Raw genomic sequence first — 18056 nt, forward strand, 5'->3', positions numbered from 1 at the left:
TGAAGTTTTTTACACAAATTAATATTTTTCTTTTTTAAGTATAAAAAAAGACACCTTTAAGGTGTCTTCTCCAAAATTAATAACCGAATGTTATATCATAAACTTTTCAATAATTATGAATTTAATCATTGCTTTTAAATATATCCTTTTAACATATTTTTTGAGAAACGATTTGGATATAGAGCATTAAGCATTTCATATGGACTTCCTTTCCAATAACGTTTCAGCGGTGTCCATAATTTTTGTTTTATTAGCCATTTTTGATTAAATACTTTTAATAGCTGTTTTTCATCCAATTTTTCTTTCTGTTCAATAGTCCACCTTAACGCCTCTAATGCTTTACGTTTAGACCAATATCCAACAGGAGTAACTCTAAATTCCCATTCTTTAAAACGGTTTCTATATAAATCATTAATCATTCTAAACGGACTATTCCCCCAAATTAATTGACATGCCGATGCTAATCCATGGGTCTTTAACCATTTTATATTGTATATATCAAGCAATTGTTTAGGCGTTAATCTCTCTTTTTCTTCAATGGTCCATTTCAATGCTTCTAATGCTTTTTCTTTAGTCCAGAAGTTATTAGGAGTCATACCAAATTCCCATTCTTTAAAACGTCTTGGATAAAGATCATTAATCATTGCATACGGGCTACTATTCCAATACATAGCCAGAGGTGCGCTAAGCTTATTTTTTTTCAACCATTTTTTCCCGTATACTCCTAAGAGCTTTTCTCGTGAAAGGCCCTCTTTTTCCTCAATAATCCATTTCAAAATTTTTAATGCTTTTTCTTTAGTCCAATAATTTAAAGGAGTCATACCAAATTCCCATTCTTTGAACTGATTTGGGTACAAATCATTTATTGCTTTAAAAGGGCTATTTTCATACCTATGTTTGAGTAATCCCCGTAGCCTATACTTTACAATTAATTTTGTGTTCCATTTTTTTCTTATGTCTTCCTTATTCCATTTTAAAATACTGTTAAGCAAATATGTTATTACCCTCCGCGCCATTTTATTATCTTTATCTTCTTTCCATGTATTTGAAGGGAATTTATTTCTTTTTCCATCTAATATTTCCTGATAAATATCTTCTATAGCAACTTCTTTCACTAACAATATATAAATCCTCCTACATTTTGTATTAATATTTATACACTATCATTATCATCAATCAATATATCTATATTAAATAATATAAGTAAAACCCCAATTAAAAGCAACACAAAGTTTATTTTTTATAAAAATTCTAATAATTAACTAAGTAAATTTTTATTTTAATTTTCTAATTATTGGTTTATACTAATCTAGTATTGTTATATTTAAATATAAGGAGTGTATTCTTATGGAGAAGCTTAGTAAAAGCGATATTATTCGTACTGTTCCGCAAAGCGGTTTTTTCGGACACCCTAAGGGGTTGTTTACCCTATTCTTTACAGAATTTTGGGAGCGATTTTCTTACTATGGGATGAGAGCAATATTACTTTACTATATGTATTATTCAATCTCACAAGGTGGTTTAGGGATGGATCATGCGACCGCAGCGTCAATTATGGCCATCTATGGATCTCTCGTTTACATGTCTGGCATTATTGGTGGCTGGATTGCAGATCGTCTATTAGGTTCAAGTAGAACGATTTTTTGGGGTGGAGTTTTAATTATGATAGGTCACCTAATTTTAGCACTACCAGGAACTATAAGTACTTTATTCATATCTATGGTATTTTTAGTACTAGGTACAGGTTTATTAAAGCCTAATGTATCTAGCATTGTTGGTGATTTATATAGTGAAGCAGATACTCGACGTGACTCAGGTTTCAGTATTTTCTATATGGGTATTAATTTAGGAGCTCTTTTATCTCCTTTTATTATAGGGACACTTGGTCAAAAGTATAACTTCCACCTAGGTTTTGGTGTTGCTGCAATTGGTATGCTATTGGGCTTAATTATTTTTGTTCTTACAAAAAAGAAAAACCTTGGTTTAGCAGGAACACAAGTACCAAATCCTTTAACAGACATCGAAAGAAAAAAAGTTATTACACAATTTAGTATTGGTACAATAGCTATAGTATTATTTTGTATTTTAACGATACCAACAGGTATTTTAACTATTAATCGCTTCACTTTATTAGTAAGTATTTTAGGTATTCTCATTCCAACTGGTTACTTTATTTTTATGTATCGCAGCCCGAAAACTACGAAAATTGAAAAGTCTCGTTTAATTGCTTACATACCATTATTTATTGCTGCAACAATGTTTTGGGCCATTCAAGAACAAGGAGCTATCATTTTAGCTTCATATGCTGATCAGCGTACTCAATTAAAATTGGCTGGGCTTGAACTGCAATCTTCATGGTTTCAATCATTAAACCCTATTTATATCGTTTTGTTAGCACCAGTTTTTGCTTGGTTATGGATAAAGCTTAATTCACGTCAACCAAGTACGGCTAATAAATTTGCTATTGGTTTATTATTTGCTGGTTTATCTTTCTTAGTTATGATTATCCCTGCATATATCCATGGTACAGAATCCCTTGTAAGTCCTATGTGGTTAGCGATTAGCTTCCTATTAGTAGTAATCGGGGAACTTTGTTTATCACCTGTAGGTCTATCAATTACAACCAAATTAGCACCAGCTGCCTTCTCTGCTCAAACAATGAGTCTATGGTTCTTAACTAGTGCAGCTGCACAAGCTATAAATGCTCAAATAGTTCGATTATATAATCCTGAAACAGAAATTATTTATTTCGGTGCGATTGGTGGCCTTTCAATCATTTTAAGTGTAATTTTATATTTTATGGCTCCAAAGATTCAAGTTTTAATGAAAGGCATAAAATAAAAAAACTGTGCTAAAAACTTGTTATAATTCAGGTTTTTATGCACAGTTTTTTTGAATAGCTATTTATTTTTTTCTATAAAAATAATTTAATATGGATTATTTATATGTTTCTAATTTACTAACTGATTATCGTTATTGCAAATCCGAATATTGAACTACCCCCACTTTCACTTCGTTTAGAAGTGAGGGATTCCTAAGTAAAGAGTTCTATCGAACTCTAATTGATTAGGCTAACCCCGCAGTCCCTGCGGTTAGAAGTCTTATTGCTTCATTCTTTATATTGATACTTGCGTTAATATCCCTATCATGGTGTGTACGACAAGAAGGGCAGTCCCATTTACGTAGGTTTAGATTTTTAACGTCTTTGTTTTGATATCCACAACAAGAACATAATTGGCTGGAAGCAAATGTTTTCGATACGACGAGGACTTGTTTGCCATACCATTTTGCTTTATATTCCAACATGGTTCGAAACTGTGACCAAGATACCTCACTAATTGCCTTTGCCAACTTATGATTCTTTAACATATTCGATACTTGCAAATCCTCTATACCGATAACATCGTGGCTTTTGATGATTTCAGTTGAGATTTTGTCTAAGTAATCTTTTCTAGCATTTGATATGTATTCATGAATTCTAGCTGCTTTTACTCGTTGTTTATTCCAACGAGAAGACCCTTTCATTCTTCTACAAAGAACACGCTGTACTTTCGCCAACTTATCTTCTAATGATCGGAAAAACTTCGGATTTTCATAGGAGATTCTATCTGACAAAATGGCGAAATCTTTTAGTCCTACATCTATCCCAATGTAAGAATCTGTTTTCGGAAGTTCTTGTACTTCTGTTTCAACTAACAGTGACACAAAATATCTACCAGAGGGGTTCCGTCTGACTGTAGCATTTACAATACGTCCCTTTACTTCGCGACTTTTGGCAAATCGAACAAGACCTAGTTTCGGCAACTTTATCTTGTTTCCTACAACAGAAATGTTTTCATTTGTTTGTCTTGTGGTGTAAGATTGTACGTTGTTTTTCTTAGATTTAAAGCGCGGTGCGCTGTTTTGTTTTTTTTAAAAGCGTGTATACGCATCGGAAAGGTTGCGAACAGACGACTGAATCGCAATACTATCCACTTCTTTGAGCCAAACAAACTCTTTCTTCATGGCAGGAAGTTTGGCAGAGCATGTACCATAGGTCAAGCCTTTTCCCGTCTCTTTGTATGTGTGATCCCATAAGGATAGAAAATGATTGAATACAAAGCGGGAACAACAAATCGTTTTGTTTATTAGAATTGCTTGTGCTTGATTTGGATAGATACGAAACTTATAGGCTTTATTGACCATCATTTCATTCACCTCCATTTCGGTATATAACTATCATACACCAAACATACATTCGTTAAATAGTAAAGTAACACCTTCTGTATGTCGAACAAGGGATGGCTTCCTGCCATCCCTTGTTCGAAGCCGATTCATCTCCCACCTACTCACTTGGCTGTGACCCTTCACGATCCTTGAGGAAGGAGTCTTCTTGGCTAAAATGATAAATTATGAAAACAAAAAGAAAATGACGAGTAATATGCATTAATATAAATTAATCTATATATATGTAAAATTGCATTTAAAATTTTCTATATCAATGTTATAATAAAATAAATCAAGAAGCATCCAACATATTTTGATTAATCACTACATTTTCTTTTATTGTATGTCAACGTATAAAAAGGCACTTTTTAAAGTGTCTTTTTATACGTTATAAAGTTAATACATTAATTTCATACTTCTTCTTTTGTTTCTCCAACATTAGTATCCTCTAAAACTTAAAGTATTGCTATTGGATTTTTGAAATAGTACCCCCATACCCATCAAGCTAGAAATTAAAAATGATTCTATCTTAAGAACCGAAAATAGCTTTTAAAAATATAGTTAACAGTTTTATTTCGTTTTTCCTTGCACCCAAGTAGCAATATCATTTATAACATACTCAGGAATATTAGCTGGGCTATTATATTCATCCGGTTTACTTAACTCCCCATCTCCTTCTGTAAAGAAGTGATTTAATTTTGGATATAGTCGATATTCAACGTTATCTCGCTCTTTTAATTGTTCTTTCCAAAGAGGAATTTCGATTTTAGATTGAATTTGAAAGTCTCTTTCTCCTTGCATAATCAATAACGGTGTCCGTTGTTTTTTTGACATTTCTGCTGCTTTAATTTTGCGAATAGAATCCCAAAATACTGGTGATCCTAAATAAAAATCTTTTGGAGGATTCTGACTAGAAAAATTAGGGTCGTTTAATAATTCAAATTGCGATTTGTAAAATTTATATTCTTCTAGGTTCATTGCTCCAATAGACAAACGATACTCCAATTGATCTAAAGCAGCATCTTGAATTGTACGGGCCGCTCCTCCCATCACAATTGCCCCCGCAATATTTTGATGTTGATCTTTTTCAATTATCCTTGGAATCACCATTCCACCTTGACTATGACCAAGAATATAAATTTGTTTCTTATCTATCATAGTTTCATTTTGAAGAAAATGAGTTACAAGAAGAGCATCATCTGTTGTCTCTTTATCAACTGTATAAAAAGGACTAAGTTCTGTTTTCAATCCATGTTCATAGGTTCGTTTATTATAGCGAAGGACAGCAATTCCTTTCGAGGCAAGGCCTTCAGCTAAATCACGAAATGGTTTTAAAGCATACGCTGTTGAATCCTGATCGGCTGCTCCACCTCCGTGAACAAGAATAACCGCTGGGAATGGACCTTTTCCCTTCGGAATAGATAATGTTCCTGGTAATGGAAATGCACCACTTCCAACTACTACTTCTTTATCAACAAATAATTCAGGCTTACTATACGATGGCCGATCTGCAACAGGACTAAACGGCATTCTGAGTTGAAAATCATCTATTTTACCAGATGGATCCAATTTTATTAGTAAAGGTACAGTAATTTGTTCAAAAACTAATTGAATCTCTACATTTGTATGGACGGAATTTGTCTCTTTTTGTGTAACCATCCCAATTTCTATAAAAGAACCCGCTTGTAATTGCGTAGGAATTCCTTTCCAATAATTCTCCAGCCATTTTTCGGATATTACTCTCTGTAATGATCGAGAAGTTAAATTAAATGCAGACTTATAATCTTCATTTTGCATAGAACGTATAAATGAAAGAGTAGTAGATATTCCAGGATTTTCATTGGCAATATTGTCTATTCTTTTTATATCCGTTTTTATTTCCTTTAATGTCGATTTAAATTGATGGTTAAACGGATCATTATATGTATTGGGATATAGACTTGATTTCAATACATCCTTATTTCTCTCCTCAAACATGCTTGGAGAACCTTGGGAATTTTCAGGTAAAATTAATTCCTCCGCATATGAAACCGAAGGAATTGTTATCGTAAAAATTGCACTAACAAGTAATAACTTCTTACCTATTTTTTTCTTCGTGCTCATATTTATTAATTCTCCTTTTAAAATTAATAATTGCTAATTACTCTAAAATAATTGCCACCCACAAATACAAGTATGCTTATTATGATGACGAATGGAATACTGGTGTATTTTTGAGAAACCCAATATGTTTATAAAAAATGATGGATTGGATAATAAATAGTATAGAAAGGTCCTACCATTCTTATAGGATAGTAGAGCTTTTATATACATAGAGACACCCAAATGTGTCTCTATGCTATTTAAACCAACATATTGTACTAATTATTGAATTGCATTAACACCTTACTATTTATGAACAAATTTAATGGTTTTTGGATTTACCTTCGCGTTTATAACCTTGACCTTTACGGAATAACTGCCTTCTTCTAAATATTTTATAGGAACTGAGAACTTTTGAAGATTCGATTGATGAAGAATATTAGCACTTGCTACATGTGATAAATCACCTCGTAAATTATAAAACTCAAATACTACATAGCTTCTTTTTCCTTCGTTAGATGAACTTAAATCAGCACTCCCAATAATAGTATTGTAATATGGAGAATATTTTATTGGATTTCCATTACTAAGCCAAAATTCACTTTCACTAACGGATAATTTTTCAGTGTTAATTTGCGCAGAAACTGTATTCTGATCAGGACTATAAAATGCACCAAAGACTAGAAAACCTATACTCATTACAGGAATAAGAATTCTTTTTTTCATTTTAACTACTCCTTTAATTATATTTTTAACAAATACATAATACAAATTATTAACTTAAATGTAAATATATAGAATGTAATTGGAATATTAATCTATAAAATTTTATTTTTCTTTCCCCAAGCCTTTTTGGTTAGAGCACTAAAGCGTCGTTTTGAAACACAATCTCTCATATTAAACATTTTAAATTTACGATAAAAAAAGAGAACCCATCAATATTAAGCTAAGAATTTAACTTTAATATCATTCGTGGAATTTCTCTTTGTAAAGGAAATGCTTAAAATACAAATAAAACATCTTTTCCATGTCGTATTGTTTCATTGAAGTCTATCCCGAATTGTATCTAGTTCAATGTGATAGTAAATTCTGAGTTCGGTGCGCCAGCAAATACAACCGTTCCGTTCTCCGGTAGTTTCACATTGTTATTGCCACTCACAACGGTAAAATTGACGCATACTTCATTCTCATCATACACCGAGAATGAACTCCCCGATGGCAAATCCACCGTCATTGTTTTCCCTGCTGCCTCTTGTGGAATCGTAAACCATTTCGCATGCCCATCTGCTTGCAGTGTAACCTTTGATAATTGACCTAAATCTAGCGGTTTCACATTTGATTCACTGACGTATAAAAAGCTGGCCATCTCCATGTATTCATTACCGTCCTCTATATAGAAATGTGCTTCCTTCGTATCACGCCCATCCATCACGGGAATCTGAATGTGATGCGTTGCCGTATTTGGATCTATAATTTTTTTACCGTCCCAATAGCCATCTTTGAGCGTAATTTGGGTGTTAAGAGGTATGAGTTGTCCTAGATAGTTCATAGAATTAAATTTTTCGTTAACGAGATAGAACTTGCCGCCCTCACGCTTCGCCCATGCAGCAGCTGTTTTCTTCGATAACACATTCTTTTCTAATTTCTGGGCTAAATAGTGAGTGAGCACATTTTGCCCCAATCCCGGCGATAATTCATATGTGCTTTCTCTCAAATAAACTTTTCCATTCTTCTCAGTAACGAAGTTAAGCTTGGAAGTGCCCTTCTCATTTATAAAGCTTCCATCCGCCGTATATACATATTTTTCTTCCGTTTTAATTGGTAAAAACAATTCTCCCTTCTTTGCAATTTCTATTTTGAAATGGCTATTGCTATTTCCATAAAAGCCTGCCTTTTTTATCACGTCTTGAGGTACTTTAGCTTTGACTGGCTTGCCGAAGGATTTATCTGGTTTTATATCCTTAATTGTCCCTTTTTCTTTAAGCGTGGCTAGCAGTAATTTTTTTGCCAACAATTGATTTGTAATACTGCTACCACCAGATGACAACACAGCTGCTGCCATCTTCTGTTCTGGAAGCACGACCAATGACGCATGTTGCAGGACCGTGTCGCCGCCCTTAGACAAAGCCTTTATTCCATATCTATCAAATGGGTATAGTTTCACACTATCCCAGCCAAGACCATAGTTGAAAACATTATCTCCATCCCCTGGCCACATTCCTTTTTTATATTCCTCTTGTTCCATCTCCTTGATTGCCTTATTAGAAAGAATTTCTTTTCCCTTCCCCATAAATAATTGTGAGAATCGTACCACATCTTCTGCAGTAGAAGAGATTCCTCCCGTACCAATCACATTCACCATTTCAATGGGAAGCTGTCCTTGGTACTTCGGGGAATAAAGTCCAGCCCGCTTTTCGTTCCTCCATTGGTCCTGTGGTGTTTGCGTATGCTCTAGTTTTAATGGCTTTGTAAACTTTTGATGTAGAAATTCAGTAAAACTCATCCCACTTACTTTCTCCACCAGTATCTCAGCCAGTGTAAAGCCGTCGTTACAATATACCGAGAATGCGCCAGGGTCCGCCTTCAAGCTTTGACTGGATAGTTGCTGCAACAACATATCATGGGCATAAGTATCATTGTCTTTAAATAAAAATGCATTATTGAACGTCATACCTTGCAAACCCGAAGAGTGATTCAACAGCATCCGTGGTGTAATGTGCTTATATCGATTATCTTTCATTTTGAACTCAGGAATATAGCGGACGACAGGAGCATCCAAATCGACTTTACCTTCGTCGACCAATTTCATAACAGCCGCAGCTGTATATACTTTACTAGTTGAGCCAATCCCGTATAGAGTATCTTTGGTTAATGGCTGTTTCCCTTCTATATCGTTCTTTCCTGTCTGGCCCGACAAAATCAGTTTACCATTATCAATTACCGCATACTGCACGCTAGTCGTCTCATAGGACTTCGTAAGCAGTGCAGCGTTCTCTGCAGCAATCTTCTCCAATTCTTTACTAGCAACTTCTTGGCTAGCTACAATCGGATCCTTATTGCTAGAAGATGCTATCGCTCCTGTTGGTAGGATCATCGTTAGAGCCAATGTAGCGGCTAATACCCCAAATTGTTTATTTTCCATAAGAGAAATGCCTCCTTAGATAAATGATTGATTTCATTCCTTATTTGTTCAACTACAAAAATCACATAAATTACCATTTTATCTTTCTATCTACTTGCTAAATTCAGCAAGTAAAATATTTTTAAAAAGACCAGGACTCTCAGCTCTACCCATACTGTTCAAATTGACGGTCAACATATGCCTACCTCCATGTGTCCCTCCAACAAAAGTATCAAACCCTGGAATGCCACCTGTATGTCCCCATATCTGGACACCGTTAGGAAGTTTAATTTCAAAGATTCCTAGACCATATCCATTGATTCCTCCCTTTCCTGTAGGAACTGTAGTAAGCATTTGTTTTAGTTGCTTTTCTTTCAGTAATTTGCCACCAAGCAAATAAGAAAAAAATTTGTTTAAGTCGTCTGCAGTAGAAATCATATCCCCAGCTGAGCTAGCTATACTTGGGTTAAAATACGTAACATCTTTTAGCTCACTTCCCTCCTCATGTTGGACATAGCCACGGGCGTGCTTGGTGCCTGGAATGATACTTGAATTTCCAGGTAAGAATGTATCCGACAATTCGAGTGGTTCAATAATTCGATGTTCAATCTCTTCTGCATAGCTATTTCCAGTTACTTTTTCAATAAGCATACCCAGTAAGACGTATCCTGTATTTGAATAGGACCAACCCTTTCCTGGAGCAAAATCTGGAGGTGCTGAGATTCCAATCTTCACTAGCTCCTCAGCGGTATACAATCTTTTGGTATTCGTAAAATCAGCTTCTTTTGATCTTGAGTACTCAGCGATACCACTTGTATGGTTCAATATTTGACGGATAGTAATCTGTTTAGCATCATATCCATTTCCTTGTATGACATCAGGTAACCATTTTTCAATTGAATCATCTAGATTTAATCGATTTTCTCCGGCTAATTGAAGGATAACCGTTGCTGTGAACGTCTTCGTCACACTACCAATGCGAAAGCGAAAATCTGCTTTCATCGGTTTCTTAGTTTTTAAATCCGCTACCCCAGCTGCATACCCCCACGTTTTTCTATCCTCAGAAGTTTTAGCGAGTATTCCTGGATAACCAAGTTGCAATACATCCCGCATTGCTTGTTTGACGGAAGTACGATCCCGTTGAGTATTTATTTGTAATGAACTAAGTTTATTTTGAGTGGAATCTGCTTTTATAATTGAGGTTGGTGTTAGATAGATTAAAGAACTTCCGGCAATGAAAAATGCCAACCCTACACATGTAAGTCGACTATATATTTTCATAAGACATTCTTCCCCTCTATTCATATAGTACGAGCGGTTGTAATGTATTTCTTACTAACTATACAGATATCATCTTCATATTGATTGTTTTTACAAGCCCCATTCTGTCATAACAAACGGTAAACCCTCTCTTTTTTACATGTATGTTAGTGCTATAAAAGACCTTTTCATTTAGAATGCTCTTATTACTAGTTTGTTTTTCGTATAAATGTATCCTATTTCCCCTCCCTCTTTTACACTTCTCTATATTTGTATCCTATATAATAAAAATTTCTTTTTTCTTATACATTTCTTACAATTTCCTTACTTTCAAATCGTTTCTCTACTTAGGCCATTTTCATTTTAAGACCTTTAGAATAATAAACGCATATATAATTCCACAATTTCATAGAACCTGAATTAATAACCCTGCGCCCAATTATCGATTTTCCTTCCTCGCCTTTGTATAATTCGACATGAACCTTTACATATTTCGACATTTTTCTACACAAATAGACAAACGTGGTGTATTATATAGTAGAAGAGTAATTAAAAGACTTACTCTTTGCTATTGAGGGAAGAGCCTGAGAGCCATATCAGGCTCTTCTTTGTTTATATACCATGTATTAAAATAACGATCTTGTCTAAAAATCACACAACCATTAAAAACATACATACAATATGATATGAACCTTTTTCTATATCAATCTTGCTCAATGAACACACTTCTATCACGACGCTCTTTAATTTTCAGATAAGGGTCTTGTTACATTTCGGAACGTTTTATGTTATATTAATTGAGTCTTTTTTATATCTTATTCATTCTGTAAAAAGTCTTAGCCTCCTAAGACTTTTTTGCATTCAAATAAGAATTTTATTTAAATTACCTCCACTACAACATCAGTATCAAATGCTTCTTTAACATGTAATGCCATTTTTAACTCTCTATTATATTCATTCAATTTTATTAATTTATTCACTATTATGCTTGTAATTTCCAAGCTCACCCATCGCCTTTTCATTGTTTTTAATCGCTTTTTGTAACCGTTTCTGTATATTCATACCCTCCTCCTGTCAAATAACTATTTTGAATAATTTTTATAATTTATATATACTTATAATCAGAAATTAGTTATACTATTAAAGTTCCTAACAGTACTTACTATGGAATCGACAATTGTAACAACTTTACTTCCAAAAGTCCTAGCATTTTAAGCTGGGACTTTTTCCTAAATTTTTGATTCTTCTATTCAGTAATACAAGCCGATTCAATTTTTATGTTTCTTCATCAAAATCAATGACAGAATATCTAGGTACTACTAAAATTTCCTTTCCGCAAACGTTACAAGTCGGATTATCAAATACATAAACCCCTTTAGATATATCAGAATTTTCAAAATTAAAAATCAGCATGTTCGAAAACTACAAGACTATTCCCCCTTTAATGTACTCAATAGCCATTTCCCTTTTCACATTTCTAAAAAATCAAATATGATTATAATAACTGTTTTTTCGTTCTTCCATACGAATTACTTTTCCACTTTGATATACAAATGTTTGTTCACCCATCCACCTTGAGGTGCTTCAATTAGTTAGACTTGACCATTCTTCTCGTGGAGCACATCATAATAGGGATATTAATGCAAGTATCAATCTAAAGGATGAAGCGATAAAGATTCTAACCGCAAACGCTACAGGAATTCCTAAATATAGGAGTACTATGCTAACTTTTCATGAATATGATGTATATCTTCACAATCTATTTGTAAATGAAGTCTCAGTAGCTAATGTAGATACATCTATATCAAGTATTATTTCTGATGTAATATTTTTCAAAAATACAGCTATAATAGAAAGAAAATTTGGTGTTAATATAATGATGTCCTGAATACGTACATCATTATATTATTTTTAAAATTTAACTTAAGGTGGGATTGTATGTGAATGGAGATGAAAAACTGAAAAAACCAGTGGTAAGTTTTATTTTATTAACCAACATTATTTTCTGGCCACTTTTTCTTCTTGTAGGAGTCATAAAGTTATTACATTTTCCAGTGTGGATTTTTGATGTAATGCTATGTATATCAGCTTGGTCTTCCACCTTTGCTTTTTTGTTGCTATTTAAGAAACTCTATCCTAATCAGAGTTTCATTCAATTCGTAAAAGATAGATTTAAAAATAAAATTAGGTTACCTATAGTTGTTACTGTAAGTGCGATACAAATAATTATATTTTTGACGATGTTGTTTCTCGTTTCAATTAACAGTGAAGCAGATTCATTTTTTAATAGAACTTCATGGAGTGTGTTAATTTATTACTTTGTTAAAACTATTGTATCCGGACCTCTAGGAGAAGAATTAGGTTGGAGAGGTTTTGCACTAATGGAACTTCAAAAAAAATATTCACCATTAAAATCTTCAATAATTATCGGTTTTTGGTGGGGATTGTGGCATTTGCCTATATGGTTTACTACAGGTTTTACAGGCATTAATTTAATCAAATATATTTTGTATTTTATGATTGCAATTATATCTACTACAATAATCATGACAACATTTTACAATTTAAATCGTAATCTAATTATTCCAATTATCATTCACTTTTTCTTTAATTTTTTTATAGGCATAATAAATGGTCAATTAATAGAATTAATTAAGTACAATGCAATTTTTTATTTAATAGTAGCAATTTTAATTATAGTTATAAATCCAAAGAAGGTGTTATACGGAAACAAAAAACATGCCAATCAAGATTGTGAATTGAGTTAGTAATAGTTTTACATTTTTTTATCTATATTCTAAACAAGATTTGTAGACATAACATCTTATTTTCAGTAGCAATGGAAAAGGAGGAACCCTAATCTCACAAAGGATCCTCTTTTTTGTTCTATAGATCTATGCATTTTTATACATTTCTATGATAGCGCGATTTTAAGCTTCTCATTTGTTACTGGATTAGTCAAAAAACTGTATAAAATTTTGCATACTCTTAGCGTGTTTTTTCCAAAATGAAGGCGGTCCCCATGCCCGGCAACTTAAGAATTCAGAATTACCCCAACACGAAAAACGGGCTCAATTCCTATGGGCACCTAAAAAAAGATGAAATTTTCAATTTTGGACTGTCAAAATGTTAGCTTGATGTCGATGTGGAAACGCCTCAACAAACAAAACATCTAGAATTGACACCTTGAATTATTTTATCAAGATGTTACAATGTTAATTGTACGATGAACACATTTTACTTTCTTACTACCACACAGAAATTGTCCCCTAGCTCTTGCTAGGGCTTTTTCTATGTACCGTATTAATTGCATCATGAGTATACACACGTTTTAAACTCACCTATTTACATAAAAAGAGTTATAAAAACTGAGTAAGTCAGAATTAACAAAAGTAGTAGCAGAAAAAGCAGAGCATACACAAAAGAATGTAGCTGCAAGAACACAAACTGTATTAGATACGTTAACAAACGTTCTAGCAAATAGAGAGAAAGTATAGATTCTTGGTTTTGATACAGTTGAGGTATGTAAAAAATCTGCACGTATAAATAGAAGTAATTATATACAATTTTGAATTCTATTATTCTAAAAATTAACAGACAGTATATTATAAATGTACAATAGGAGAATATAACAATGATTCAGAAGATACAACATTATTTATATCATTTAAAAGCACCATGGTTTATACTAGTCATGACTTTTGCATCTTTCTTGTTACCAATGCTAACTAGCTTTCTACCGGGAAGTATACAAAAAAACCCTATTGAAGATGAAGATTTATCAGTTCAAATAGTCGATGGTATAGTCCTTGCACCTTTATTAGAAACCGCTCTATATCAAATGTTTGTATTTTGGATTTTAAGATTAATTCCCGGTATGGAAAAACACAATAAATCAATTATCTTTATTTCAGCTTGTATATTTGGATTGAGCCACAGTTTTGGCTATACTTATATGTTATATGCTGGAATTATGGGATGGGTATTTGCATACTCTTATTGGAATTATACACAGAAAAAAGAAAATGGACATACTAAAATTTCAGCATTTTGGATTGTATGGAGTATACATATCTTACATAATATTGTTGTCTTTTTAGCTAAAAATTTTTAATCTTGGATTGATGTGACGGCACCATTAGTACTGCCCTAATACGTTACAACTTTTTTATAAAACGTTGTAACGTCCTATGTTTTTGACCATTCTGTACAACGATAACTTTGGTTTACTGATTTCACTTGTAAGCTGGTAGCCTAACCTCTGATACAATTTAATGGCAAGTTGGTTCTCTTTCTTTACCGTTAGAGAGCATTTGGCAAAGCCTTGTAGTGAAGCCTGTTCCTCGGCAAACTCAAGTAGTCTGGTACCTATCCCCAGTCCTCGACTTTCAGGCAATAAGGCGATTGTTCCGATGTGAAACTCGTCATCTTCTCCCTCCTTCAAGGTAATCATGGAATAAAGCATTTTGATATTCAGAATGTTATAAAAAACAAAATCCAACTTTCCGAATGAAAGCAGCTGTTTAAAAGTGGGCCAAGCAAGACGATTTAAAACGGGGATGGGATAGCAAGTAATCATCCCTAGAGCTTTCCCATCCATTTGAGCTTCATAAGCGTATTGATGACTAAAACGGTTGTTCCCCTGCCGCCATAGCTTACAAAAAGTCCCTTCGACTGCGTTCTTCTCCTCAGATCCTGCAAGTGCAAACGCCATGTATTCCAATGCCATTACATTTAGCTGGGCGCCCACCATGGATTGATGAACAGCCTTTACAATAGAGATTTGATTCATTTCCCAGCCCTCCTTTTCGCTTTCTATATTATTGATGTTAATTATCATGGATTTGTATCAGTTCACTCCCTTCTTAACCCATCCTTAGATTTGAAACCATAATAAAATGTATTTAAAACAAGCTCTGCAGCAGATTTTTTAGCCACATTTCCTTCATGTACCTGTTCCCAGGTATGGAAAACTAGGGCATAAAGCGTATTCAAAATCCATTCGCTGCTAACCGTTTGCTGAAAGTAACCTCTTTGTTGTAACAACTCAATAACGCGTCGTATAGGTTCCCTCAGCTTCTCTTCAGCTTCACCTAATTCTTTGTTGTTAAATACAGATGCATCATGACCTAGAAAATAGATTTTGTCACCTAAAGGGATTAATGCTTCAATGAGTTCTGGAATATAGTTTTCGCTTCTTTCCTCATCCAGTGGGATCTGGTTTACGGTATCACTTACCAGTTGTATAGCCCGATGGCCCAAGAACAACATCAATTTCTCTCTGCTTTCCACGTAGCGATGGAGTGTAGCAATGCCAATTCCCGCATATTCCGCAATTTCATTCATCGAAGCAGTAGGATTTTCAACAAGCAATATAGTAGTCGAATCAAGAATTGCATTAAATCTCGCTTCCTTTAACGTTGATAAGTCTTTCTTCATCGTCAATCTCTCCCTTTTTCTATATAAAGTCTTCATTTTTTGATAGATAAATATATCATTTGATATTATGATAAACAATCCCAAACAAAGTGTCCAGCTGCTGAATGTAGCTTTCCAAAAGAATTATATTACTGAAACTGATAGTACTTGAATGTTTCATTTTTAGCATTTTATTGTGTAGATGACGATGAAGAAATTAATTTTTTTATGTAATACATACAAAAGCTAAAGGAAATGGTACGAGTCGCTTTCTTAGTAGAGAAAATGATCACATTAGCTGGGTTTTATAAGCTATTTTTCACGATGTTCCCTAGTGATATTTTAATTTTTTCACTAATATGGTTATCCTTCTTGCTAATTTTTTTAGCATTTTTTCATGAAGGATTAACAGTTACAGTAATTTTTCTACTTTTATAATGAAGGTAATTTCTGCATAAAGTTATCGGTTCACTTTAAAATTCACTTCCGGGTATTTGGTCATCAGCCTTTTAAGGGTTGAGCCGTCATCCTTCTGTTTTACATAGTGGTCAAAAAATGCCAGGCTGAATTCATTTATAATGCGATGAACTTCCTTTGGATTTTCACCTGGGCTCTGTAACAGTGGGGAGAACAAATGTAAATCAGTGAAGCTTGTATGATCTGTATGAGGAATGACCATTGACATACCACCGCCAGCTAAACCACGCCCATATCGTTCCATCACTTTATCGGGATCTGCTTCATCAGGCTCTACTGCACTCATGAGCAGAAATGGTTTTCCAATCCCACTTTCAGGTAAAATTTCCCCATACAAAGCACCATCCATATTGATAGCTGCTTTAACACGAGAATCTTTTGCAAGTATTTGTGCTGCGGTAGCTCCACCGTAAGAGTGCCCAAACATTCCAATTCGTGAGGTATCAAGCCTTCCTGTAAAGAAGCCGGTCTCATCGTTTTGGTTAAGTTTCTCTATCTGATTAAGCACAAAGGTGACATCTTCCTCCCATAATTTTATGTGGCTATCCCCTGCGTCATCAGTTAAATTGAAGGGCTGTACATAAGCAACTCGACCATCTGGAAAGACGGTAGCTGCAGTATCAAAAGTATGATCGATACTTAGAACAATATAGCCTTGACTAGCCAACTCCTCAACTTCAAACGTGTTTTGATTACGAAAACCATTAAAACCATGAGAGAAAATTAATATGGGATAATGATTTTCTGAGTCTGAGAGTTGTAAATCCATAAACGAATGAGATTTTACCAATTCCAAGTGGCTGAATGCAAATGCAGGAATGGACAATGTTTTTTCCAATCCCTTGGAGAGCTCATTTATGTTACGAATATAAGGTTCTTGGTACCCCTTGCTTTTTTCAGCTGCAGGATACCAAATTTGCACCATCAGTTCGCGTCGATCAGTTGGATTTTGCGAATATGGTTCATTTCTTTGATGATCAACCCAATGATATAGCTTCGTACCGACCCTATGTGGGCCAGTTGGTTCTTCAAATGAAAATACTGGCATAAGTAAGGGTAGCGCAACTGCTACAGACAAATAAATGCACAACAACAAAGTTTTAACTATGAATGTACCCCGGCTTCTAAAGCCCTTTTTCCGCCCAGCTAATAAATAGCATAAAATCAAGATTACTGGGGATGCATATGCCGGAATCATCTGCCATCTAAAACCTTCTACCAATAGCTGAACTGTAACCATTACAATAGCAACCAAAGTAGCTAATTTAGACCACTTTTTCGTTTCTCTGCCTACTAACAGTATCCAACTCAATAGACTAAAATTCACAACTATCAAAACGACTTCCCAGAAATTCATTGGCCTATCTCCTTTGAATGCATTTTACTTCTAATTAAAGAGGTAATTTTCAATCTGAGCAAAAACATATGAAGCACCTATATAGTTGCACCAATTATGCATAATAATCGTTTCATATACGCCTTTCTTAAAATA

The 18056-nt window shown here is 34.0% G+C and carries 11 protein-coding genes and 3 pseudogenes; 4 read left to right on the top strand and 10 right to left on the bottom strand.

Annotated features, from left to right (window positions below):
- Positions 1 to 134: 134 nt before the first annotated feature.
- Complete coding sequence (locus tag ACZ76X_RS26795; protein ID WP_479852244.1) at positions 135 to 1121, bottom strand: DUF4046 domain-containing protein; 987 nt, start codon at positions 1119 to 1121, stop codon at positions 135 to 137.
- 226 nt (positions 1122 to 1347) lie between these two features.
- Between ACZ76X_RS26795 and ACZ76X_RS26800 the strand changes: the two genes are divergently transcribed.
- Complete coding sequence (locus tag ACZ76X_RS26800; RefSeq protein ID WP_479852245.1) at positions 1348 to 2841, top strand: peptide MFS transporter; 1494 nt, start codon at positions 1348 to 1350, stop codon at positions 2839 to 2841.
- Positions 2842 to 3066: 225 nt separating this feature from the next.
- Here ACZ76X_RS26800 and tnpB read toward each other — a convergent pair.
- The 6 genes and pseudogenes from tnpB to ACZ76X_RS26830 all read right to left on the bottom strand — a co-directional run bounded on the left by tnpB (position 3067) and on the right by ACZ76X_RS26830 (position 12291).
- Positions 3067 to 4188: pseudogene (gene tnpB / locus ACZ76X_RS26805) on the bottom strand (IS200/IS605 family element RNA-guided endonuclease TnpB).
- A 588-nt stretch (positions 4189 to 4776) separates the two neighbouring features.
- Positions 4777 to 6309, bottom strand: coding sequence for an alpha/beta hydrolase (locus ACZ76X_RS26810; RefSeq protein ID WP_479852246.1), 1533 nt, complete (start codon positions 6307 to 6309; stop codon positions 4777 to 4779).
- Between the two features lie 285 nt (positions 6310 to 6594).
- Positions 6595 to 7014: a hypothetical protein gene (locus ACZ76X_RS26815; RefSeq protein ID WP_479852247.1), complete on the bottom strand. Its 420-nt coding sequence runs from the start codon at positions 7012 to 7014 to the stop codon at positions 6595 to 6597.
- 340 nt (positions 7015 to 7354) lie between these two features.
- Entirely contained in the window at positions 7355 to 9430 is a 2076-nt protein-coding gene (locus tag ACZ76X_RS26820; protein ID WP_479852248.1) for a serine hydrolase domain-containing protein, read from the bottom strand.
- A gap of 90 nt (positions 9431 to 9520) precedes the next feature.
- Positions 9521 to 10690, bottom strand: coding sequence for a serine hydrolase domain-containing protein (locus ACZ76X_RS26825; protein WP_479852249.1), 1170 nt, complete (start codon positions 10688 to 10690; stop codon positions 9521 to 9523).
- 1464 nt (positions 10691 to 12154) lie between these two features.
- Positions 12155 to 12291, bottom strand: a pseudogene (locus ACZ76X_RS26830) (DUF3954 domain-containing protein).
- 318 nt (positions 12292 to 12609) lie between these two features.
- On the opposite strand from ACZ76X_RS26830, the gene ACZ76X_RS26835 reads away from it, so the two are divergent.
- The 3 genes and pseudogenes from ACZ76X_RS26835 to ACZ76X_RS26845 all read left to right on the top strand — a co-directional run bounded on the left by ACZ76X_RS26835 (position 12610) and on the right by ACZ76X_RS26845 (position 14783).
- On the top strand, positions 12610 to 13437 hold the full coding sequence (locus ACZ76X_RS26835) for a CPBP family glutamic-type intramembrane protease (protein WP_479852250.1): 828 nt from the start codon (positions 12610 to 12612) through the stop codon (positions 13435 to 13437).
- A gap of 600 nt (positions 13438 to 14037) precedes the next feature.
- A pseudogene (locus ACZ76X_RS26840) lies at positions 14038 to 14163 on the top strand (HU family DNA-binding protein); the annotation flags it as partial.
- Positions 14164 to 14303: 140 nt separating this feature from the next.
- Positions 14304 to 14783, top strand: coding sequence for a CPBP family glutamic-type intramembrane protease (locus tag ACZ76X_RS26845; protein ID WP_479852251.1), 480 nt, complete (start codon positions 14304 to 14306; stop codon positions 14781 to 14783).
- A gap of 54 nt (positions 14784 to 14837) precedes the next feature.
- Here the strand turns inward: ACZ76X_RS26845 and ACZ76X_RS26850 are convergent, their stop codons facing one another.
- The 3 genes from ACZ76X_RS26850 to ACZ76X_RS26860 form a co-directional block, all read right to left on the bottom strand.
- The gene (locus tag ACZ76X_RS26850; RefSeq protein WP_479852252.1) at positions 14838 to 15461 is read right to left on the bottom strand and encodes a GNAT family N-acetyltransferase; all 624 of its coding nucleotides are present in this window, start codon (positions 15459 to 15461) and stop codon (positions 14838 to 14840) included.
- A 62-nt stretch (positions 15462 to 15523) separates the two neighbouring features.
- Complete coding sequence (locus tag ACZ76X_RS26855) at positions 15524 to 16108, bottom strand: TetR/AcrR family transcriptional regulator (protein ID WP_479852253.1); 585 nt, start codon at positions 16106 to 16108, stop codon at positions 15524 to 15526.
- A gap of 439 nt (positions 16109 to 16547) precedes the next feature.
- Positions 16548 to 17921: an alpha/beta hydrolase family protein gene (locus tag ACZ76X_RS26860; protein WP_479852254.1), complete on the bottom strand. Its 1374-nt coding sequence runs from the start codon at positions 17919 to 17921 to the stop codon at positions 16548 to 16550.
- Positions 17922 to 18056: the final 135 nt, after the last annotated feature.

It is taken from the genome of Bacillus sp. BC05(2025), from assembly GCF_056725905.1.